The sequence below is a fragment of the Pantoea eucrina genome (genome assembly GCF_020079945.1).
GTDB lineage: Bacteria > Pseudomonadota > Gammaproteobacteria > Enterobacterales > Enterobacteriaceae > Pantoea > Pantoea eucrina.
This window is the reverse complement of sequence record NZ_CP083448.1, coordinates 701720-720911: the sequence shown is the minus strand read 5'-3', so window position 1 is coordinate 720911 and position 19192 is coordinate 701720. Positions and strand designations below refer to the sequence as shown.

Annotated in this window: 15 protein-coding genes; 7 read left to right on the top strand and 8 right to left on the bottom strand. The window is 54.9% G+C overall.

Translation table 11 applies throughout. The features are described 5' to 3' along the window. Positions 1-128: 128 nt before the first annotated feature. The gene (gene dpaA / locus LAC65_RS03265; protein ID WP_039382866.1) at positions 129-872 is read left to right on the top strand and encodes a peptidoglycan meso-diaminopimelic acid protein amidase; all 744 of its coding nucleotides are present in this window, start codon (positions 129-131) and stop codon (positions 870-872) included. Here the strand turns inward: dpaA and LAC65_RS03260 are convergent. After that, on the bottom strand, positions 843-1610 hold the full coding sequence (locus tag LAC65_RS03260) for a class II glutamine amidotransferase (protein WP_039382863.1): 768 nt from the start codon (positions 1608-1610) through the stop codon (positions 843-845). The two genes, dpaA and LAC65_RS03260, sit on opposite strands and share 30 nt — an antisense overlap. 48 nt (positions 1611-1658) lie before the next feature. Beyond that, the gene (lpcA, locus tag LAC65_RS03255; RefSeq protein WP_039382859.1) at positions 1659-2237 is read right to left on the bottom strand and encodes a D-sedoheptulose 7-phosphate isomerase; all 579 of its coding nucleotides are present in this window, start codon (positions 2235-2237) and stop codon (positions 1659-1661) included. A 242-nt stretch (positions 2238-2479) separates the two neighbouring features. Between lpcA and fadE the strand changes: the two genes are divergently transcribed. Further along, positions 2480-4924: an acyl-CoA dehydrogenase FadE gene (fadE, locus tag LAC65_RS03250; RefSeq protein ID WP_039382855.1), complete on the top strand. Its 2445-nt coding sequence runs from the start codon at positions 2480-2482 to the stop codon at positions 4922-4924. A 60-nt stretch (positions 4925-4984) separates the two neighbouring features. Here fadE and LAC65_RS03245 read toward each other — a convergent pair whose 3' ends face one another. Continuing rightward, the gene (locus LAC65_RS03245; RefSeq protein ID WP_052246470.1) at positions 4985-5680 is read right to left on the bottom strand and encodes a hypothetical protein; all 696 of its coding nucleotides are present in this window, start codon (positions 5678-5680) and stop codon (positions 4985-4987) included. A gap of 127 nt (positions 5681-5807) precedes the next feature. Between LAC65_RS03245 and LAC65_RS03240 the strand changes: the two genes are divergently transcribed. The 3 genes from LAC65_RS03240 (at position 5808) to LAC65_RS03230 (ending at position 9133) form a co-directional block, all read left to right on the top strand. Beyond that, complete coding sequence (locus LAC65_RS03240; RefSeq protein ID WP_039382853.1) at positions 5808-6968, top strand: pyridoxal phosphate-dependent aminotransferase; 1161 nt, start codon at positions 5808-5810, stop codon at positions 6966-6968. Next, positions 6956-7726 carry an amidohydrolase gene (locus LAC65_RS03235; RefSeq protein ID WP_144380266.1) on the top strand — a complete coding sequence of 257 codons (771 nt, stop codon included), beginning with the start codon at positions 6956-6958 and terminating at the stop codon, positions 7724-7726. The genes LAC65_RS03240 and LAC65_RS03235 overlap by 13 nt, the downstream gene beginning before the upstream one ends. A gap of 276 nt (positions 7727-8002) precedes the next feature. Next, positions 8003-9133, top strand: coding sequence for a polysaccharide export protein (locus LAC65_RS03230; RefSeq protein WP_052246469.1), 1131 nt, complete (start codon positions 8003-8005; stop codon positions 9131-9133). An 85-nt stretch (positions 9134-9218) separates the two neighbouring features. Here the strand turns inward: LAC65_RS03230 and LAC65_RS03225 are convergent, their stop codons facing one another. From LAC65_RS03225 to LAC65_RS03210, 4 genes are all read right to left on the bottom strand, one after another. Further along, on the bottom strand, positions 9219-10328 hold the full coding sequence (locus LAC65_RS03225) for an SDR family oxidoreductase (RefSeq protein ID WP_039382849.1): 1110 nt from the start codon (positions 10326-10328) through the stop codon (positions 9219-9221). A gap of 161 nt (positions 10329-10489) precedes the next feature. Continuing rightward, entirely contained in the window at positions 10490-11059 is a 570-nt protein-coding gene (locus LAC65_RS03220) for a GNAT family N-acetyltransferase (protein ID WP_039382847.1), read from the bottom strand. Between the two features lie 65 nt (positions 11060-11124). Further along, positions 11125-14217: a multidrug efflux RND transporter permease subunit gene (locus LAC65_RS03215; protein WP_039382846.1), complete on the bottom strand. Its 3093-nt coding sequence runs from the start codon at positions 14215-14217 to the stop codon at positions 11125-11127. A gap of 162 nt (positions 14218-14379) precedes the next feature. Further along, positions 14380-14808: a hypothetical protein gene (locus tag LAC65_RS03210; protein WP_052246468.1), complete on the bottom strand. Its 429-nt coding sequence runs from the start codon at positions 14806-14808 to the stop codon at positions 14380-14382. Positions 14809-15100: 292 nt separating this feature from the next. On the opposite strand from LAC65_RS03210, the gene LAC65_RS03205 reads away from it, so the two are divergent. Next, positions 15101-15805 carry a response regulator gene (locus tag LAC65_RS03205; RefSeq protein ID WP_039382845.1) on the top strand — a complete coding sequence of 235 codons (705 nt, stop codon included), beginning with the start codon at positions 15101-15103 and terminating at the stop codon, positions 15803-15805. Then, the gene (locus LAC65_RS03200) at positions 15802-16872 is read left to right on the top strand and encodes an ATP-binding protein (protein ID WP_071668483.1); all 1071 of its coding nucleotides are present in this window, start codon (positions 15802-15804) and stop codon (positions 16870-16872) included. The genes LAC65_RS03205 and LAC65_RS03200 overlap by 4 nt, the downstream gene beginning before the upstream one ends. Before the next feature lie 100 nt (positions 16873-16972). Here LAC65_RS03200 and katG read toward each other — a convergent pair whose 3' ends face one another. Continuing rightward, complete coding sequence (gene katG / locus LAC65_RS03195; RefSeq protein WP_039382843.1) at positions 16973-19174, bottom strand: catalase/peroxidase HPI; 2202 nt, start codon at positions 19172-19174, stop codon at positions 16973-16975. Between the last annotated feature and the right edge of the window lie 18 nt (positions 19175-19192).

Genomic DNA, 19192 nt, shown 5'->3' with positions numbered 1-19192 from the left:
TTGTTGCCCGCTATCTTGATTAAAAGCCAGACAATGTTAATGTTGCGCAGCGATAGCGGATATTTCCGATAATGCAACTGAGTGACGCTGCGCGTCTGAGTTTTTCTTCACTTCAAGGTACACACAGAATGGGCAGAATCGCACTGCTGTTCGCGATGATTCTTATGCCAGTCCTTAGCTGGGCAATCACACCTGAACCCGCACAGCCGCTGGCTCCGGTAAGCAAAGAGTTAAAAAAACAACTGCTGGGTACACCGGTGTTTATTCAGATTTTCAAAGAAGAGCGTACGCTGGAGCTCTATGGCAAAATCGGTAATGAATATCGCCTGCTGGACAGCTATCGCATCTGTAATTTTTCCGGCGGACTCGGTCCCAAGCGCCGCCAGGGCGACTTCAAAAGTCCGGAAGGTTTCTACAACGTCAAACTCAATCAGCTGAAACCTGACAGCCGCTTTTACCGCGCCATCAATACCGGTTTTCCTAACCAGTACGATCGCAGCAAGGGCTATAACGGCAACTATCTGATGATTCACGGCGACTGCGTTTCCGTGGGCTGCTACGCCATGACCAACGGCTCAATGGATGAGATTTTCAACTACGTTAATGCGGCCCTGCGTAACGGCCAGCAGGAGATGCAGCTGAATATTTATCCGTTCCGCATGACGGAAAGCAATCTTCAGCGTCATCGCTATTCGACCTACATCGATTTCTGGCGCGAACTGCAGCCGGGCTACGCCTATTTTGCTAAATATCACGTACCGCCCAGCGTTAACGTCACCGCAACGGGTCAGTATGCGGTGAACAACACGCCGGTACTTTCTGCACCGGACGCGGCGTCCAAATCATTCCTGGCGCTCACCCAGGCAAAATAGTGCCCACTCGCCTGGCGCTATCCGGTGCCAGGTTTCATTTCCGGTCAGCGGCTGCGTGGCGATAACCGTCACCACATCATGCGGCGTGGTCTGCTGCTGGAAATCGATCTCCACATCCTGATCCAGCAGGCGCGCTTTACCAAACGGCGCGCGCCGCGTGATCCAGTAGAGATTGGTGGAGCAGAACGCCATCAGATAGCGACCATCCGATAGCAGCATATTGAAAACGCCCTTTTCACGCAGCTCGCCGGCGATTTCAGCGATATAGCGGAACACGGCGGGCCAGTTACCTGGCGTGCGCGGATAGCGCGCCTGCAGCTGTGAGAGGATCCAGCAAAACGCCTTTTCACTGTCGGTCTCCCCCACCGGGCGGAAGTGGCCGCTGTCGAGCTGGCGATAGCCTTTAAGCTGTCCGTTGTGCGCGTAAGTCCAGTTGCGGCCCCACAGCTCGCGGGTAAACGGATGCGTATTCTCCAGCGAGACTTCGCCCCGGTTTGCCTGACGGATATGCGCGACCACCGAGTGCGATTTGATCGGATACTCCTGCACCAGGCGGGCAACCGGTGAATTTACGCTCGGCAGCGGATCTTTAAATGTGCGGCACCCTTTACCTTCATAAAAGGCGATACCCCAGCCATCTTTATGCGGTCCGGTACCGCCGCCGCGCTGCACCAGTCCGGTAAAACTGAAACAGATATCCGTAGGGACATTGGCGCTCATCCCAAGCAATTCGCACATAGCTTCCCCCCTTCTCACCCCTCCCGGCATGCAGGAAGGCAGCGTAAATTACTTAACCATCTCTTTTTCAATCAGCAGCATCAGGATATGGATCACTTTAATGTGGATCTCCTGAATGCGATCGGCATAGCCGAAATACGGAACCCGGATCTCAATATCCGCACTGCCCGCCATTTTGCCGCCATCTTTGCCGGTCAGGGTGATCACTTTCATTCCCTGCGCGCGCGCGGCCTCAATCGCTTTGATGATGTTAGCGGAGTTGCCGGAAGTGGAGAGCCCCAGCAGCACATCGCCTTCGCGCCCGACCGCTTCCACGTAGCGCGAAAACACATGGTCATAGCCGAAGTCGTTGCTGACGCAGGAGAGATGGCTGACATCAGAAATCGCAATCGCCGGGTAGCCAGGACGATTTTCGCGATAGCGGCCGGTCAGCTCCTCGGCAAAATGCATCGCGTCACAGTGCGATCCCCCGTTACCGCAGGAGAGCACTTTTCCGCCCGCTTTGAAACTGTCTGCCAGCAGCACCGCAGCGCGCTGAATAGCGTGGATGTTCGCGTCGTCACTCAAAAATCGGGTCAGGGTGTCGGCGGCTTCGTTGAGTTCCGAGCGAATGATGTCCTGATACATAAGAGATATCCTTTAGCGGAGAGGTTAACCCGGCAAGTTTAACGGAATGCCACAGGGGCGCAAAGCGCTGGCAGCAGTGAAAACGCGTCTGCCACAGCGTAGCCAGGCGATAAATGCGCCAGCCGCGATGATTTTGTGAGCCTGGTTGTAATTGTGATGTAAAGGAATTGCTTATTAAGAGCGGCTGCTCTAAACCTGTGACTAACAGGTCAGACCTCTTACTACTTACGGAGCGATTCACTATGCTGCTGGTTTCCATTGTGGCGACGCTACTGCTGGTTAGCGCCCTCTTTTATCATCAGATATCTCTGCGTCTGAGCAGCGCCATCCTGCTGCTCTGGACCGCTGCCATGGCCTTAACCGGCCTCTGGAGCGCCTGGCTGCTGCTGCCGCTGGCGCTGCTCCTGCTGCCGCTTAACCTGACGTCGCTGCGCCAGCGCCTGTTTTCAAAACCAGCCCTGCGGGGCTTTCGTAACGTCATGCCGCCGATGTCACGCACAGAGCAGGAAGCGATCGATGCCGGCACGACCTGGTGGGAAGGCGACCTGTTTCAGGGCAAGCCGGACTGGCAGAAGCTGCACAACTATCCGCGCCCGCACCTCACCGCTGAGGAGCAGGCGTTTCTGGATGGTCCGGTTGAGGAAGCGTGCCGTATGGCAAACGACTTCGCGATTACTCATGAGCTGGCCGATTTGCCGCCGGAGCTGTGGGCCTATCTGAAGCAGCACCGCTTTTTCGCCATGATCATCAAAAAAGAGTATGGCGGACTGGAGTTTTCCGCTTATGCGCAGGCGCGCGTGTTGCAGAAGCTGGCTGGCGTCTCCGGTATTCTGGCAATCACCGTCGGCGTACCGAACTCTCTGGGACCGGGCGAACTGCTGCAGCATTACGGTACTGAGGAGCAGAAAGATCACTATCTGCCCCGTCTGGCACGCGGCGATGAGATCCCCTGCTTTGCCCTGACCAGCCCGGAAGCGGGTTCTGATGCGGGCGCCATTCCTGATACCGGGGTGGTCTGCATGGGCGAGTGGCAGGGTCAGCAGGTGCTGGGCATGCGCCTGACCTGGAACAAACGCTATATTACGCTGGCACCGGTCGCCACCGTGCTGGGCCTGGCGTTTAAACTCTCCGATCCCGATGGTCTGCTGGGCGATAACCCGGAGCCGGGAATTACCTGTGCACTGATCCCGACCCATACGCCGGGCGTGGAGATTGGTAATCGCCACTTCCCGCTCAACGTGCCGTTCCAGAACGGCCCGACGCGCGGCAACAACATTTTCGTGCCGATTGACTATATCATCGGCGGCCCGGCGATGGCCGGTCAGGGCTGGCGCATGCTGGTCGAGTGCCTCTCGGTCGGGCGCGGCATCACCCTGCCCTCTAACTCCACCGGCAGTCTGAAAAGCGTGGCGCTGGCCACCGGCGCTTATGCGCACATCCGCCGTCAGTTCAAAGTGGCGATTGGTAAAATGGAAGGTATTGAAGAGCCGCTGGCGCGTATTGCCGGTAATGCTTACGTTATGGACGCGGCCGCCACGCTGATCACCACCGGCATTATGCAGGGTGAAAAGCCCGCCGTGCTCTCTGCGATTGTGAAGTATCACTGCACCCACCGCGGCCAGCGCGCCATTATTGACGCGATGGATATCGCGGGCGGCAAAGGCATTATGCTCGGAGATAACAACTTCCTCGCCCGCGCCTATCAGGGTGCGCCAATCGCCATTACGGTTGAGGGCGCTAATATCCTGACGCGCAGCATGATTATCTTCGGCCAGGGTGCCATTCGCTGCCATCCCTGGGTGCTTAAAGAGATGGACGCGGCGGCGAAGAACGATCTCTCCCGCTTTGACCACGCGCTGTTCAGCCATATCGGTCACGTCGGCAGCAGCGCGGTACGCAGCCTGTGGCTCGGCCTGACCAACGGCCGCACCAGCGCCGCGCCGACGCGTGACGCCACGCGCCACTACTATCAGCAGCTTAATCGTCTGAGCGCGAACCTGGCGCTGCTCTCCGATATTTCCATGGCGGTGCTCGGCGGCAGCCTGAAGCGGCGCGAGCGCATCTCTGCCCGCCTTGGCGATGTGCTGAGCCAGATGTATCTGGCCTCCGCCACGCTGAAACGCTATGACGAAGAAGGCCGCCATGAGGCCGATCTGCCGCTGGTGCACTGGGGCGTGCAGGATGCGCTGCATCAGGCAGAAGTGGCGATGGACGATCTGCTGCGTAACTTCCCGAACCGTCTGGCCGCCGGTGCGCTGCGCCTGGCTATCTTCGCCGGCGGCAAACGCTGCCTGCCGCCGTCAGACAAACTTGATCATAAACTGGCGAAGCTGCTGCAGCTGCCTTCTGCCACCCGCTCCCGCCTTGGCCGCGGTCAGTATCTGACGCCAGCTGAGCATAATCCGGCGGGCCAGCTGGAGCAGGCGCTGCAGGATGTGATGGCGGCAGAAGTGATCCACGATCGCCTCTGTCAGCAACAGAAAAAGCATCTCTCCTTTACCCGCCTTGATGCGCTGGCGCAGCGGGCGCTGAAAGAGGAGCTGATCGACGAGAGCGAAGCGCAGGTGCTGATCCGCGCAGAAGCAAGCCGGCTGAAAGCCATTAATGTGGATGAGTTCGTGCCGGAAGCCCTGGCCGCACCGAAGCCACAACCCCGGCCGCGGGCGCAGCCCAGCGAAGCGGCATAATCCCGACACCAGGTGCCAGACGCCTCCTTACGGAGGCGTTTTTTTTGCCTGCGCCAGCGCCTACGCGGCCTGGCGAATGCGAGCAACCAGCGCCTCTTCATCCGCAATATGGTCAGCGGCCAGCATCAGGGTGCGCCCCAGCGCCAGCGCGCTGTGCAGACAGGCGTTGCGCATCTCCTCATCATCAATACCGGAAAAATCACTCAGCGTGATAGCGCTGAGGCTGCGCCGGATCAGCGCTGCACCGCTGTAGCCGAGAGCGTCATGCCAGACCGACTGCAGCAGCAGCTGGTCACATCCGGGCCAGCTGAAGAGCGCTTCGCTGCCCACCCGGCGACGAAAGCTGGCGGAAAATCCGCGCCACAGCTGCTGAACCGCCTGCAGATGCTGCTCGCGCGCATCGGCGGCTTCGCGCAGCGGCAGCTGGCCGGGGGCAGCGCAGTAGTGGATCAGCAGATCGCTTAACGCCCCGCTGACGGCAAAACCGACAGGCGCAGCGCAGCCGTGCTCAGGCAGCTGCGTTTCAGGACGGGTAAGGAAACGCCAGCGCAATACACCGAGGATTTGCTGCAGCGCCTCATCCTGCTGCAGTTCGGCCGCCAGCGCCTGCAGCGTAACCGGCACCGTCGCGGGCTGCCAGTTGAACAGCTGTTCCGCCAGCCGGCGTGCCGCTCCGTCATTTATCCCGGTTGATGCCGCCAGCAAAGTCTGCGCCAGCGCCTCGCCGGCGGCGCTGTTGTCATGAGGTTGTGCCATTACCTGCTCCTGTAAAAGCTGCATTTAGCCATCTAAGCGTCTCGATTGCCAAAGAGTAGCATCCTGATTATAGTGTCAGCAATACAGGGTTTCTTATCACGCTGCTTACGCGCAAGGCCAGCTTACTATGACGCCATTTGATCTTATTCCCGACAGCAAGCTTCCCGCGACCGGCACCACGATCTTTACGCAGATGAGCGCGCTTGCCGCCAGGCACAGCGCCATTAACCTTTCTCAGGGATTTCCCGATTTCAGCGGCCCCGCCCTGCTGCAGGCGCGGCTGGCGCATCACGTCAGTCAGGGAGCTAATCAGTATGCGCCGATGATCGGCACGCCGGAACTGCGCGACGCCATCGCGGATAAAACCGCCGGGCTTTATGGCTACCGGCCCGACGCTGGCAGCGACATTACCGTGACCAGCGGGGCGACGGAAGCGCTCTACGCTGCCATTACCGCGCTGGTGCGCCCCGGCGACGAAGTGATCTGCTTTGACCCCAGCTACGACAGCTATGCGCCCGCGGTAACGCTGGCGGGCGGCGTGATGCAGCGCATCGCCCTGCAGCCGCCTGAGTTTCGCGTCCCCTGGCCTGCGTTTCGCGATCGGCTCAGCGCACGTACGCGGCTGGTGATCCTGAATACGCCGCACAATCCCTCCGCTACCGTCTGGCAGCAGAGCGATCTGGAGGCGCTGTGGCAGGCGATTGCGGATCGGGAGATTTATGTGCTGAGCGATGAAGTGTATGAGCATATCTGTTTCAGCACGGCAGGCCACGCCAGCGTGCTGGCGCATGCCGGACTGCACCAGCGCGCGGTCACCGTCTCCTCATTTGGCAAGACGTATCATATGACCGGCTGGAAAGTGGGCTACGCCATAGCGCCACCCGCTATCAGCGCCGAGCTGCGTAAGGTACATCAGTACCTGACCTTTTCCGTCAATACTCCGGCCCAGCTGGCGCTGGCGGATATGCTGCGTCAGCAGCCGGAACACTACCGGACGCTGCCTGAGTTTTACCGCGCGCGGCGCGATCGTCTGACGCAGGCGCTGGCAGCCAGTCGCTTTCAGGTATTACCCTGTGAAGGCACCTATTTTTTACTGCTGGACTACAGCGCGATCTCCGATCTCGATGACGTCAGCTTCTGCGAGTGGCTGACCAGAGAGGCGGGCGTCGCTGCTATCCCGCTGTCGGTGTTCTGCGCTGATCCTTTCCCGCACCGGCTGATCCGCCTGTGCTTTGCCAAACAAGAGGCGACGCTTGACGCCGCCGCGGAGCGCCTGTGCAAACTTTGAAGATGACCCTGCTGCAGCAGCCGCTGAGCTGGATGAACGGCGCCGCTAACCTGCGTCACTTTGATCGGCTGCTGGAAAAACTGAGCGGACGCGATGTGATTGTGCTGCCGGAGATGTTTACGACCGGCTTTGCCATGGAGGCGGCACAGGCTTCGCTGCCGCAGCAGGAGGTGGTGGCCTGGCTGCAGCATCACGCGCGGGCCACCCAGGCGCTGATCGGCGGCAGCGCGGCCATTCAGACAGAAGCGGGTGCGGTAAACCGGTTTCTGCTGGTGGAGCCAGACGGCACGCTGCATCAGTATGACAAACGCCATCTGTTTCGTATGGCGGAGGAGCATCAGCACTATCTGCCGGGCGAACGCCGGGAGCTGGTTTACTGGCGCGGCTGGCGCATTCTGCCGCAGATTTGCTACGACCTGCGCTTTCCGGTGTTTTCCCGCAACCGCAACGATTACGATCTGGCGCTCTATGTGGCCAACTGGCCGGCTCCACGCGCGCATCACTGGCAGGCGCTGCTGATGGCGCGCGCCATCGAAAATCAGGCGTATATCGCCGGCTGTAACCGGGTGGGCAGCGACGGCAATCATCATCGCTACCGCGGCGACAGCCAGATTATCTCACCGCAGGGGGAGATCCTCGCAGCCGCTGAACCGTTCACCCCGGCACGTCTGGATGCGGAGCTGTCGCTGGAGGCGCTGCAGGCGTACCGCGAGCGCTTTCCGGCGTGGCGCGATGCTGATACGTGGACGCTGGGCTGAGCGACTGCGGCTGACAACAGGCAATCAGCCGCTGATTTTTATTTATCGGATTTAGTTTATCCGGCGAAAAAGCAGCGTTAACAACGCTGCTTTTTCAGGCCTGCATTTTCCCTCCATAAATCCTGCATCAGTAATCCGCACTACTTCGGTATACCAGCTAGTTATCACCATCTGTATCGCCAGTCCGCTGCAGAGCGCTTTGCAGCGTGATAGCTGGCCGCTACTGATAATTTCTGAAAACCCTTGCTGTTGTGCACTTTTTTATGGACCGGATTAATGAAGAGTAAATTGCGACTATTTCGCCATTCAGCGCTCAGTGTTGCGTTAATACTTTGTGGCTGTACCGTGCAGCCAGGTCAGGACCTGCCGCTGGCCAATAAAACGCTGGTTAACGATAACCGCGAGCGCTCTGACATTAACGCGCTGGTCAGGGTCACTCTGTTAAGTCCGGTAATGCTGCAACAGCTTAATGAAGCCGGTCAGCAAAACCGTTCAAAACATATTTTCCGGCTGCCGGAAGACGATTATTCTTATCGCATCGGCGTAGGTGATGTACTGAGTATTACCGTCTGGGATCATCCGGAAATTACGTCTCCGGCGGGTCAGTATCGTGACTCAACGGAAACCGGCAGCACTGTCCGACCTAACGGCACCCTCTATTTTCCCTATACGGGCAGCATCTACGTTCTTAATAAAACCACAGAACAGGTCAGGACGGAGATAACTGCACGACTTCACCACTACATTGAATCCCCGCAGGTTGATGTGAAAATAGCCGCTTTTCGCTCCCGGAAAGCGTATGTGAGTGGTGAAGTCGTTCGCTCCGGCCAGCAGCCCATTACTCATATTCCTCTGACCGTGCTTGACGCCATCAATGCCGCAGGCGGCCTGACGAAAGAGGCGGACTGGGAAAATGTCACACTGACGCATGATGCCGTGCAGTATCCGATATCTCTTAAATTGCTGTTAGAGAAGGGCGACCTGACACAAAATGCGCTGTTGCATCATGGCGATATTCTTTACATTCCGCGTAATGATTCCCGCAAAATTTTTGTCATGGGTGAAACCGGCGCGCAAAAAACATTACTGATGGACAGAAGCGGCATGACGCTGACAGAGGCTATCAGCAGTGCGCGGGGAATAGATCAGACTACGGCTGACGCCACAGGCGTTTTTGTCATCAGGCAATTAAAGGCGCCAGCAGAAAAAAGACTGGCTGATATTTATCAAATCAACCTGAAAAATGCGGCAGCGATGGCACTGGCCAGTGATTTCAAACTACAGCCCTATGATATTGTCTATGTTACCGCAACGCCACTGACGCGCTGGAACCGGGTTGTCAGGCAGCTTATACCTACCATAACCGCGGTTAATAAGCTCAGCACTGCCGTTAAAAAGATACCCTGAAAAAGGGTTAACTTCAGGCGTAAATGTTCCCGAGCGGCATTCAGGGTAGTGCTTAAATATAGCACTACCCTATTAAGCATTCATGTTATTTGAAATCGACAGCCATCAATTCAGAAAGTGATTTTTCTTTTACTGAGTTATGGCAGACCGCAATATAATCGGTAAATCTTGGTGAGGCTGGCATGCCGAGCTTCAGGATTTTTTCATTATCAAAAGTCACGTTTAACTTTGAAAACTCGCCATACAGACTCATAGATTTCAGTACGATCCTTTCATTACAGTCGCCAAAAAGCGTTTTGAAATTATGCTTTTCCCGGGATAACTCTTTATAGCCGACTTTTTTATAATCGGCCGAGACGGGTCGGGAGCCTGAAGCCAGCGCCATAGCACGATCAATCTCTGCAAACGTTACGCTGCTCTCTCTACCGGAGGAGATATGATAAACCGGATGATCGAGTTCAGCTGCCTGAAGCAGCCTGACTATGGTTTTGGCGCAGTAATCTACCGGTATAACATCGATTTTGTCATCAAGGTTGCACATGAACTTGCCCAGTCTGAGCGCCATGCGAAACACCCAAAAAATGCTGGCGGAGGGAATACACCCATGCTCAGTATGCCCTACAACAATAGAGGGGCGTGCAATAATTAACGGGAATCCCGGCAGGTGCTCTTTTATCATCTGCTCTACCGTCGATTTGCTCCAGGTATACTCTACAATATGATCTTTTCTTTGCGTGGGCGCGATCGCTTCTGTCACATGGCTGTCAGGTTCAGGCGTACATGACATTGCTGTACCCACATGAATAAAGCGTTTTAATCCCTTTACTTTACTCATGCGGCTGGCAAGCTGAAACGTGCCCTCAACGTTTACTTTCCAGATTAACGGATTATTACCAAAGGAAGCGATAGCGGCACAGTTAATCACCTTTTCCACATCGTTCAGCCTGAGGTCTGCAATAAAAGTTTCCGGCTTTGATAAATCGCCTTCTATGATTTGTTGCGCTGAAATGGTATTTAGCTGAGCGGGGCTGATGCCAAACTTAGCTAAATTCTCCTTAACCCGTTCCAGGGCACTACTCTCTGCATCGCCTCGCGCAAGAAGAAGCAATCTCTCTGGGTTCTCATTTATCATTAACTCAGCAGCAATAGCACCACCCAAAAAGCCGGTAGCCCCTGTAACCAGTATTTTTTTCATCTCTTTTCTCTTTAATTATGACACAGCAGACATAAGCTGCCCTGGCGAATAGCGCTAAATAGCGCATTCACCCTTTGAATGGAATCTATTATTTGAATATATTGCATCATTTCTGATGACAGATATTAGTCTTTACTCTATAAAAAAAGTTCACTCTTTCACTAAGCATTATCGCCATTATTTTTATTTCGCTTCGCATCCCATTCTTTTTTTAGAATGGCATACACCAGCGTATCGTCATAACGCGCCTCACCATGTTCAGTGATGAAACTGACGAACTCTTTAAAGCACGCTTCCTGCCGCATATGTAAGCGAACGCAGAGATTGCGCGAAGGAACATTATAATCTTCCACCCAGGCATAAATCCGCCGGGCATATTTCTGCTTAAAAAGATAATCAAACAGTGCCGCCACCGATTCACGGGCATATCCCTGACCGTGAAATGCCGGAGAGAAATGCCAGCCCGCTGACCAGGTGTGCCTGTCAGGTTCATCATTCCCGTTCTCAGCAAAAAGATGGCCTATTAACTGATTGTTCTCTTGCAGGCATACGGCAAACTGACTTTTATCTGTCGATCGTTTTTCCGCTTCCAGATAAGCAGCCGCCAGCGACGCTACTCTTTCATCATAAAAGCAGGGAGTGGCCGGCTCATGAAGATAACTGAATAATGCTGTGCCATCGTCCCGACAAAAGCGACGAATAATCAGTCTTGAAGTGGTAATAATATTCATTATGCCTCGCGCTACCATGTGATAAAACGATTGATTACTGAAGCTTGTCTGCAGATACCACTGTGCTACTCCGCCCTTTTCTTAACAAAACGCATCACTATGGTAAAAAATACGGGTACAAAAAATATTGTCAGTAGCGTACCGCTGATCATACCGCCAAATACGCCTGTGCCGATGGCATGCTGTGTACTATCGCTTGCGCCACTGGCAAGCATGAGTGGAACAACGCCAAGCGTAAAGGCCAGGGAGGTCATTATAATCGGACGCAGGCGCTGTTTTGACGCAGTCAGAATCGCCACCGTCAGGGTCTCACCCTGTTGCCGTAAATGGCGGGCAAATTCTATAATCAGGATGGCATTTTTGGCCGAAAGCCCAATCAGGGTAATCAGTCCGACTTTAAAGAATACGTCATTCGTCATCTGTGCCATGGCAACCGCAATTACAGCCCCTATCAGCCCGAGCGGTACAACCAACATAACGGCCACTGGCACAGACCAGCTTTCATAGAGCGCTGCCAGCACCATAAATACCACCAACACGGAAAGCACAATCAGTAACGGAAGCTGTTTTGCAGACGCCTTTTCCTGCAGCGAACTGCCGGCCCACTCGCCAGCAAACCCCTCCGGTAAATGTTGCGCCAGCTGGTCAATGACCTGCATGGCGGTGCCGCTGGAGACGCCGGGCGCAGCGCTGCCGGTAATACGGATAGCGGGATAGCCCTGATAGCGATTCAGCTGTTGCGGCGCAACGCCCCAGCCGATCGACGCAAAGCTGGATAGTGCCACCATCTGGCCGCTGCGGTTTTTGACCCAGCTCTGCAGCAGCTGCTCAGGCTGCATGCGGTATGCTGCATCCGCCTGGACGATAACCTGCTGTACCCGCCCCTGGTTAACATAATCATTGACGTAACTGGACCCGGCGATAACGGAGAGAGTCTGGTTTATCTCGTCGAATGAAACGCCCAGCGCCTCTGCCTTTTCCCGGTCGATCTTCAGCGACAGGCTGGTGCCGTCCGGTAAACCGTCGATATACGCTTCTGCCAGCGCAGGATGATGGCCTGCACGCCGTATCAGTTCGTCGGTAGCCTGTTTCAGCGCTTTATAGCCCCGCCCTCCCCGATCCTGCACATAGTAGGTAAAGCCTGAAGAGGTTCCCAGATCGGCAATGGCAGGTGGCAGCAAACTCATCGTAACGCCATCCGCCACGCTTTCCATCTGCTGCTGGATATAACTCGCTTCAGCCTGCGCGCTGCTGCCGCCACGTTCCTTTGACGCTTTCAGCGTCGTAAACGCCATCGCCGTGTTAGGACCAGAGCCTGAAAAGCCAAAACCCAGGATCATGATGTTATTTTTAATGGCTGGCCGTTGCGCTATTTCATGCTCAAATTTTTCAACCACGTTAAGTGTCCTTTGCATCGTGGCGTCGGAAGGCAGCTGAAGAGACGACATGAAATAGCCCTGATCTTCTTCAGGCAAAAACGAGGATGGCAACGTAGCTAAACCGGCCAGCAGTGCCATACAGAGCGCCAGATAGATCAACATCATCCTGCCGGTTCGTTTGAGAAGTGCGCGGATGCCCGATTCATAGTGAACCGTAAGCGCATTGAAATGCCGGTTAAAGCGGGCTGAAAATGTCCGGTCGCTGCTTAAGCGACTATCGTGCGGCCTGAGCAGAGTAGCGCACAATGCGGGCGTCAGCGTCAGCGCAAGAAAGGCTGACAGCAGAATGGACACCGACATCGAAATGCAGAACTGACGATAGATGATTCCGGTTGATCCGCTGGCAAAGCCCATGGGAATGAAGACGGCAGTGAGTACCAGCGTAATGCCAATGATCGCTGGCGTGATCTCGCGCATCGCTTCCTGGGTCGCTTCACGGGGTGACAGCTTTTTTTCTGCCATCAGACGCTCGACGTTTTCTACTACCACAATGGCGTCATCAACAATAATGCCGATAGCCAGCACCATGCCAAACATTGTCAGAATATTGATGGAATATCCGCACAGCAGCATCACGGTTAACGTGCCCAGCAGCGCAACCGGTGCCACAATAGCCGGAATAAGCGTACAGCGAATTTTATGCAGAAAGAGCAGCATAACCAGAAATACCAGCACCATCGCTTCTGCAAAGGTCTCCACCACTTTGATAATGGAGAGTTTTACAAAGGGTGCGGTGTCAAAAGGCACGGTAAAGCTTATTCCCTCAGGCAGCGAGCCGGTGAGCGCCTTAAGCCGGTTATGAATGCCCGATGCAGTGCTGATGGCGTTAGCGCCGGGTGCCAGCTGAATCGCGGCAGCCGTGGCTGGCAAGCCATTATCGCGTATGCCGAATGCATAGCTCTGTAATCCGGATTCAACGCGCGCCACATCTGCAAGCCTGAGGCGTGCGCCGGTTGCATCGGACCGGATGGTAATATTACCAAACGCCTCCGCAGACGTAAGCTGGCCCCTTACCGTGATAGGCCAGGTTACCGCCTGCCCGTCGATGGCTGGCTCGTCGCCGGTTCTACCCGGCGAAACAATGACGTTTTGCTGACTGATTGCCGTAAGCACTTCCGTGACAGAAAGTTTATAATCGTGCAGCCGTACCGGATCCAGCCAGATGCGCAGCGCTTTTTCACTGCCAAACAGCTGAATTTTGCCGACCCCCGGTACCCGCCGCAGTTCGTCCGCAATATTGCGGGCAAAGTAATCACTTAAATCCGCTTCCTGAAACGCACCGTTTCGGGATTGCAGACCCACCATCATCAGAAAGCCGGCATTTGCCGCTTCAACATTAATCCCATTCTGGCGGACAGATTGCGGGAGCCGTGGCTCAATCGTTTTAAGCTGGTTTTGCAGATCCATCTGCGCCAGTTTGATATCAGTACCCGGTTTAAAGGTAACCGTAATGGAAGCCATGCCCGTCGTGTCACTGGATGACTCAAAGTAGAGCAGATGATCAACGCCTGCTATCTCGCGCTCTATTAGCGACACCACCGAGGTGTTCATGACCTCTGCGTTTGCGCCCGGATAGCTCACTGAAATGATCAGGCTGGGAGGCGCAACAGCAGGATATTGAGCAACCGGCAGATGCGGAATCGATAAAACGCCACTGAGAACGATAAACAGAGCAATAACCCAGGCGAAAACCGGGCGGTGAATAAAAAATAGCGGCATTATATTTATCTCATACTCAGCAACTGACTACAGCACGCTTCTGCCCGCAACAAACCTGTTGCGCAGTGACAACCAGACAGGGAGGCAGTTTAAAGCGCCATTGTTTAGGCTGTATGTGAGGTTTATGGATAGATTATGGAGCAAAAAACCTTAAAATAACGGCTAGTAAATAGCATTAATTATTCTCATCATCAGATAGAGCGGAGAGCCGCAGAAAAATAAAATCAAAAAACATTCATAATAAAATAGTAATTCATTTAATCCCGGATGCAGATTCAGCATGCTGGAGAAAAATGACACCAGCCACAGCATTATCATCAGCAGCCAGAATGCAATAATGAGTATCTCTTTTAATGCACCGGACCTCTTCTGCATCACCAGCAGTAAAGCGGCTGCCACAATAGAGAGATAGATCAATGGTGACGCCATAAGCGTATGCGATACCCGGTCGTCAGCGGCGTGCGCCAGTATAAGCCAGAGATAAAGTAGTCCCCATGAAACTGAGATAAAAGGTGCCAGCACACGTAATCTTTTGATAAAAACATCCTGAAGGCCATTCATCTCTTCTGTATCTCTGTTAGCGCCTGTCATCGGGTATCCTGTTCTCTTTTACGCTCAATTAATGAAAAACCAGAGAGGCATGCCTGTTTTTTTCATTATCTCATTACACTATGGAGTGTTTATCTGTGGTTTGTGGAGATAGCATTAAGATCCCCCGGCGCGTGCAGATAAGGCAGCGGCAAAGAAATAGGGTCAGCCTTATGAAACTTTTTTTAAACCAGCCTGTCCTGATGAGATATCAGTTACCTTTTTGAGCAAAAGATTATGCTGCCTGCTTCTGCCTACCGGCCAGCCAGCATTACCTGGCTCTTTCGGAGAATAAATGAATAGCGGCTTTTTAATTCTTGTTGCTGAAGATGATGATGAAATAGCAGATATATTAATGAGCTATTTGCAGCGAGCAGGCATGAGCAGCCTGCGGGCAGCCAATGGCGAGCAGGCCATCAGTCTGAGCCGGTTGAAAAAGCCCGACCTGATTTTGCTGGATATCAACCTTCCCCTGCTTGATGGCTGGAACGTCATGACCACGCTGCGTAAAGAGAGCAACGTGCCGGTTATTATGGTCACCGCTCTCGATCAGGATATCGATAAACTGATGGGGTTAAGGCTGGGGGCTGATGATTATGTCATCAAACCTTTCAACCCTTCCGAAGTCATTGCCCGGGTTGAGGCTGTCCTCAGACGAGCCGCGCGTAATGTGCCAGCTGAGGCAGCCAGGCCAATACGAACAGCTCATATCACTATTTATCCTGACGACTTTTATCTGGAAATTAAAGCCGGAGAGAGCGTCATAACGCCGGTACTCACCACAACCGAGTTTAAACTTTTGACCTATCTGGCAAAAAGTCCACGTAAAGTCTGTTCCCGTGAAGAGCTACTCAACGCCTGTCTGCCTGAGGGAGACACACTCGACAGAACGGTAGATAGCCATATGAGTAAACTGCGTAAAAAACTTGAGCATGCCGGTCTGATGGGTGTGCCGGAAAGTATCAGAGGGATGGGTTATCGTTTGGGAGAAAGTCAATGAGCCGGGAGCCTGTGCTCAGTCGCCAGATACTCACCTATATGCTGTCGCTGACTTTCATTATTGTTACTATATCAGTTGCAGGCTCATGGCTGTTTTATACCTTTATCACTGACTATATTCCTGGCGAAAATACAGCAGGTGCAGAAGAGTCTATGAACCTGTGGGACTGGATATGGGTTCTGGTTATGACGCTCTCCAGTCTGGTTATCTCTCTGTTTTTTACGGTGAAGCTCTCTGCGCGCATACTGACTCCGCTGAACACGATTGCTTCCAGCCTGAAAAAGATATCTGCCGGTGATTTAGGCGCCCGGGCGCTCTGCACAACCTCAATGCTGGGCGAGATCAACAGCCTGGTAAAAGATTTTAATGAAATGGCGGAGAAGCTGCAGACGCTCGATGAGCAGAGAAATCTGTGGAATGCGGCCATCGCACACGAACTCAGGACACCGGTTACTATATTACGCGGCCGTTTACAGGGGCTGGTGGAGGGCGTTTTTGGCCCCGACCCGCTTCTGTTTGAAAAGCTGCTCAGACAAACCGAAGGCTTAAACAGACTGATTGAAGATTTACGCGTGGTCAGCTCTGCAGGCGGAGCTGGCTACCTGCTGGATCCGCATGAAACCGATTTGCAGCAGCTGATTACACATGCCATTGACGTATTTACGCCGGAATTTGAAAACAAAGGCTTTACGGTTATCACTGAACTCACTCCACAGCTCTGCGTCTGTGATGCTTTGCGCATGACACAGTGCCTGACCGTGCTGTTTGATAATGCGCTGCACTACTCCACATCACGCACCCTGGTGATAAAAAATGGTATGACAGAGAGAGAGAATTACATTCTTGTTCAGGATGAAGGCCCTGGTATTCCACCTGAATTTCAGCCACTGCTGTTTCAGCCTTTTCAGCGCGGGATAAGTGCCAGAGAGGCGAATCCAAAAGGATGTGGTCTGGGGCTCTCTGTCGTCCGGGCTATTATGCAGGCACACGGCGGCAATGCCACTTGCGTGGTAACGTCACAGCAGCATTCCATTTTCCGGCTTGCCTGGCCAGTTGGGCATACCTGATCTGCGCTACAGGCTGTTTTTCGTCACATAAAAAACCGGAAGCGCGCGGCTTCCGGTTCTTTTTTTGCAGATTTGTCAGGCGCGATGCAGCGCAGGATAATTACGCCAGATCGAAACGGTCCAGGTTCATCACTTTCGTCCAGGCGGCCACAAAGTCATGGACAAATTTCTGCTTCGCATCGCTGCTGGCGTACACTTCCGCCAGCGCGCGCAGGATGGCGTTAGAGCCGAACACCAGATCGGCGCGCGTGGCGTGATATTTCACTGCACCGCTTTCACGATCGCGTCCTTCAAACAGCTCCGCGCGTTCATCAGTGGCGCGCCATGCGGTGCGCATATCGAGCAGATTGACAAAAAAGTCGTTGCTCAGCACGCCCGGGCGATCGGTAAACACGCCGTGCTGACTGCCGTCATAGTTGGTGCCGAGCACGCGCAGGCCGCCCAGCAGCGCCGTAAGCTCCGGCGCACTCAGCGTCAGCTGCTGCGCTTTATCCAGCAGCAGAGTCTCCGTTGAGGAACCGCTCTGCACGCGACGATAGTTACGGAAGCCATCGGCCAGCGGCTGAAGCACGTTAAACGACTCAATATCGGTCTGATCCTGACGCGCATCCACGCGGCCTGGCATAAACGGCACCTGTACCGCCACGCCAGCGGCGGCTGCCGCCTGCTCAATACCGACGCTGCCCGCCAGCACAAGGATATCCGCCAGTGAGAGCTTGCCGGACGCCTGCTGGATCTGCTGCAAGACCGGCAGCACATCGCTTACCACGCCGGCATTGACCGCCCAGCCGTTCTGCGGTGCCAGCGCCAGACGCGCGCCGTTGGCCCCTCCGCGCTTATCGCCGCCACGGAACGTTGAAGCGGATGCCCAGGCCACGGAGACCAGCTGGCTGACGCTCAGGCCCGACGCGGCGATCTGCGCTTTAGCCTGCGCAATATCATCAGCGCCAGGCTGATGCACCGGCTGCGGTAACGGATCCTGCCACAGCAGATCCTCTTTCGGTACTTCCGGGCCGAGGTAGCGCGCTTTGGGTCCCATATCGCGGTGAGTCAGCTTGAACCAGGCGCGGGCGAACGCTTCATTAAACGCCTGCGGATCGTTCAGGAAGCGGCGCGAGATCTTCTCAAACTCCGGATCGAAACGCAGCGTCAGATCGGTCACCAGCATGGTGGGCTTGCGCTTTTTCTCCGGATCAAACGGATCGGGGACGATCGCTTCTGCGTCCGCCGCTTCAAACTGAATTGCGCCCGCGGGGCTGTGCGTCTGCACCCACTCATATTTGAACAGGTTCTCAAAGAAGTAGTTGCTCCACTGGGTTGGCGTCTGCGTCCAGACCACTTCCAGACCAGAGGTGATGGCATCTGCGCCGGCGCCGCTGCCGTAGCTGTTGTGCCAGCCAAAGCCCTGCGCTTCAATCGGTGAGGCTTCAGGATCGACATCAAGGTGGCTGGCGGCCGCCGCCCCGTGCGTTTTACCCAGCGTATGCCCGCCTGCGATAAGCGCGACGATCTCTTCATCGTTCATGCCCATGTTGCCAAAGGTGGCGCGGATCGCCGGTGCTGCAGAACGCGGATCGCCGCTCGCTTCCGGGCCCTCAGGGTTCACATAGATCAGGCCCATTTCGGTGGCGCCCAGCGGGGCATTTGCGAGGCTCTCAGGATGACGGTGCGCCAGCCACTCTTTTTCATGGCCCCAGTCCACATCCATATCCGGCTCCCAGACATCCTCACGACCGGCACCAAAACCAAAGGTACGGAACCCGGCGTTCTCCAGGGAGACGTTACCCGCCAGAATGTAGAGATCGGCCCAGGAAATTTTCTGGCCATACTTCTGTTTTACCGGCCAGAGCAGGCGTCGTGCTTTATCAAGGCTGACGTTATCGGGCCAGGCGTTGAGCGGCGCAAAGCGCTGCTGTCCGCGTCCGGAGCCGCCGCGGCCATCAATGGTGCGGTAGGTACCGGCGCTGTGCCACGCCATACGAATAAACAGGCCAATGTAACTGCCCCAGTCGGCGGGCCACCAGGATTGTGAATCGGTCAGCAGCGCGCGGATATCCGCTTTTAGTGCCGCGTAGTCAAGCTGGCTGAACGCTTCGCGGTAGCTGAAATTTTCATCCAGCGGATTAGAGCGGCTGGAGTGCTGATTCAGCAGGTCGACCCGCAGCATATTAGGCCACCAGTCGCGGTTCGAGGTGCCGCTGCCGGCGCCGCGTGCAAGCACGCTCTTCTCTTCTGACGCTCCATGATGAAAAGGACATTTTCCGGACGCTGCAGCATTATCGTTATGTTCTGGCGTGCTCATTATTCGGCTCCATTGGCT

Excerpts from the sequence above, each read along its gene's own strand:
- lpcA (WP_039382859.1), bottom strand. The coding sequence starts at position 2,237 with ATGTATCAGGACATCATTCGCTCGGAACTCAACGAAGCCGCCGACACC.
- LAC65_RS03225 (WP_039382849.1), bottom strand. The coding sequence starts at position 10,328 with ATGAAAAAAATACTGGTTACAGGGGCTACCGGCTTTTTGGGTGGTGCT.
- LAC65_RS03215 (WP_039382846.1), bottom strand. The coding sequence starts at position 14,217 with ATGCCGCTATTTTTTATTCACCGCCCGGTTTTCGCCTGGGTTATTGCT.
- LAC65_RS03260 (WP_039382863.1), bottom strand. The coding sequence starts at position 1,610 with ATGTGCGAATTGCTTGGGATGAGCGCCAATGTCCCTACGGATATCTGT.
- fadE (WP_039382855.1), top strand. The coding sequence starts at position 2,480 with ATGCTGCTGGTTTCCATTGTGGCGACGCTACTGCTGGTTAGCGCCCTC.
- LAC65_RS03200 (WP_071668483.1), top strand. The coding sequence starts at position 15,802 with ATGAGCCGGGAGCCTGTGCTCAGTCGCCAGATACTCACCTATATGCTG.
- LAC65_RS03210 (WP_052246468.1), bottom strand. The coding sequence starts at position 14,808 with ATGACAGGCGCTAACAGAGATACAGAAGAGATGAATGGCCTTCAGGAT.
- LAC65_RS03220 (WP_039382847.1), bottom strand. The coding sequence starts at position 11,059 with ATGAATATTATTACCACTTCAAGACTGATTATTCGTCGCTTTTGTCGG.
- LAC65_RS03240 (WP_039382853.1), top strand. The coding sequence starts at position 5,808 with ATGACGCCATTTGATCTTATTCCCGACAGCAAGCTTCCCGCGACCGGC.
- dpaA (WP_039382866.1), top strand. The coding sequence starts at position 129 with ATGGGCAGAATCGCACTGCTGTTCGCGATGATTCTTATGCCAGTCCTT.
- LAC65_RS03230 (WP_052246469.1), top strand. The coding sequence starts at position 8,003 with ATGAAGAGTAAATTGCGACTATTTCGCCATTCAGCGCTCAGTGTTGCG.
- LAC65_RS03245 (WP_052246470.1), bottom strand. The coding sequence starts at position 5,680 with ATGGCACAACCTCATGACAACAGCGCCGCCGGCGAGGCGCTGGCGCAG.
- katG (WP_039382843.1), bottom strand. The coding sequence starts at position 19,174 with ATGAGCACGCCAGAACATAACGATAATGCTGCAGCGTCCGGAAAATGT.
- LAC65_RS03205 (WP_039382845.1), top strand. The coding sequence starts at position 15,101 with ATGAATAGCGGCTTTTTAATTCTTGTTGCTGAAGATGATGATGAAATA.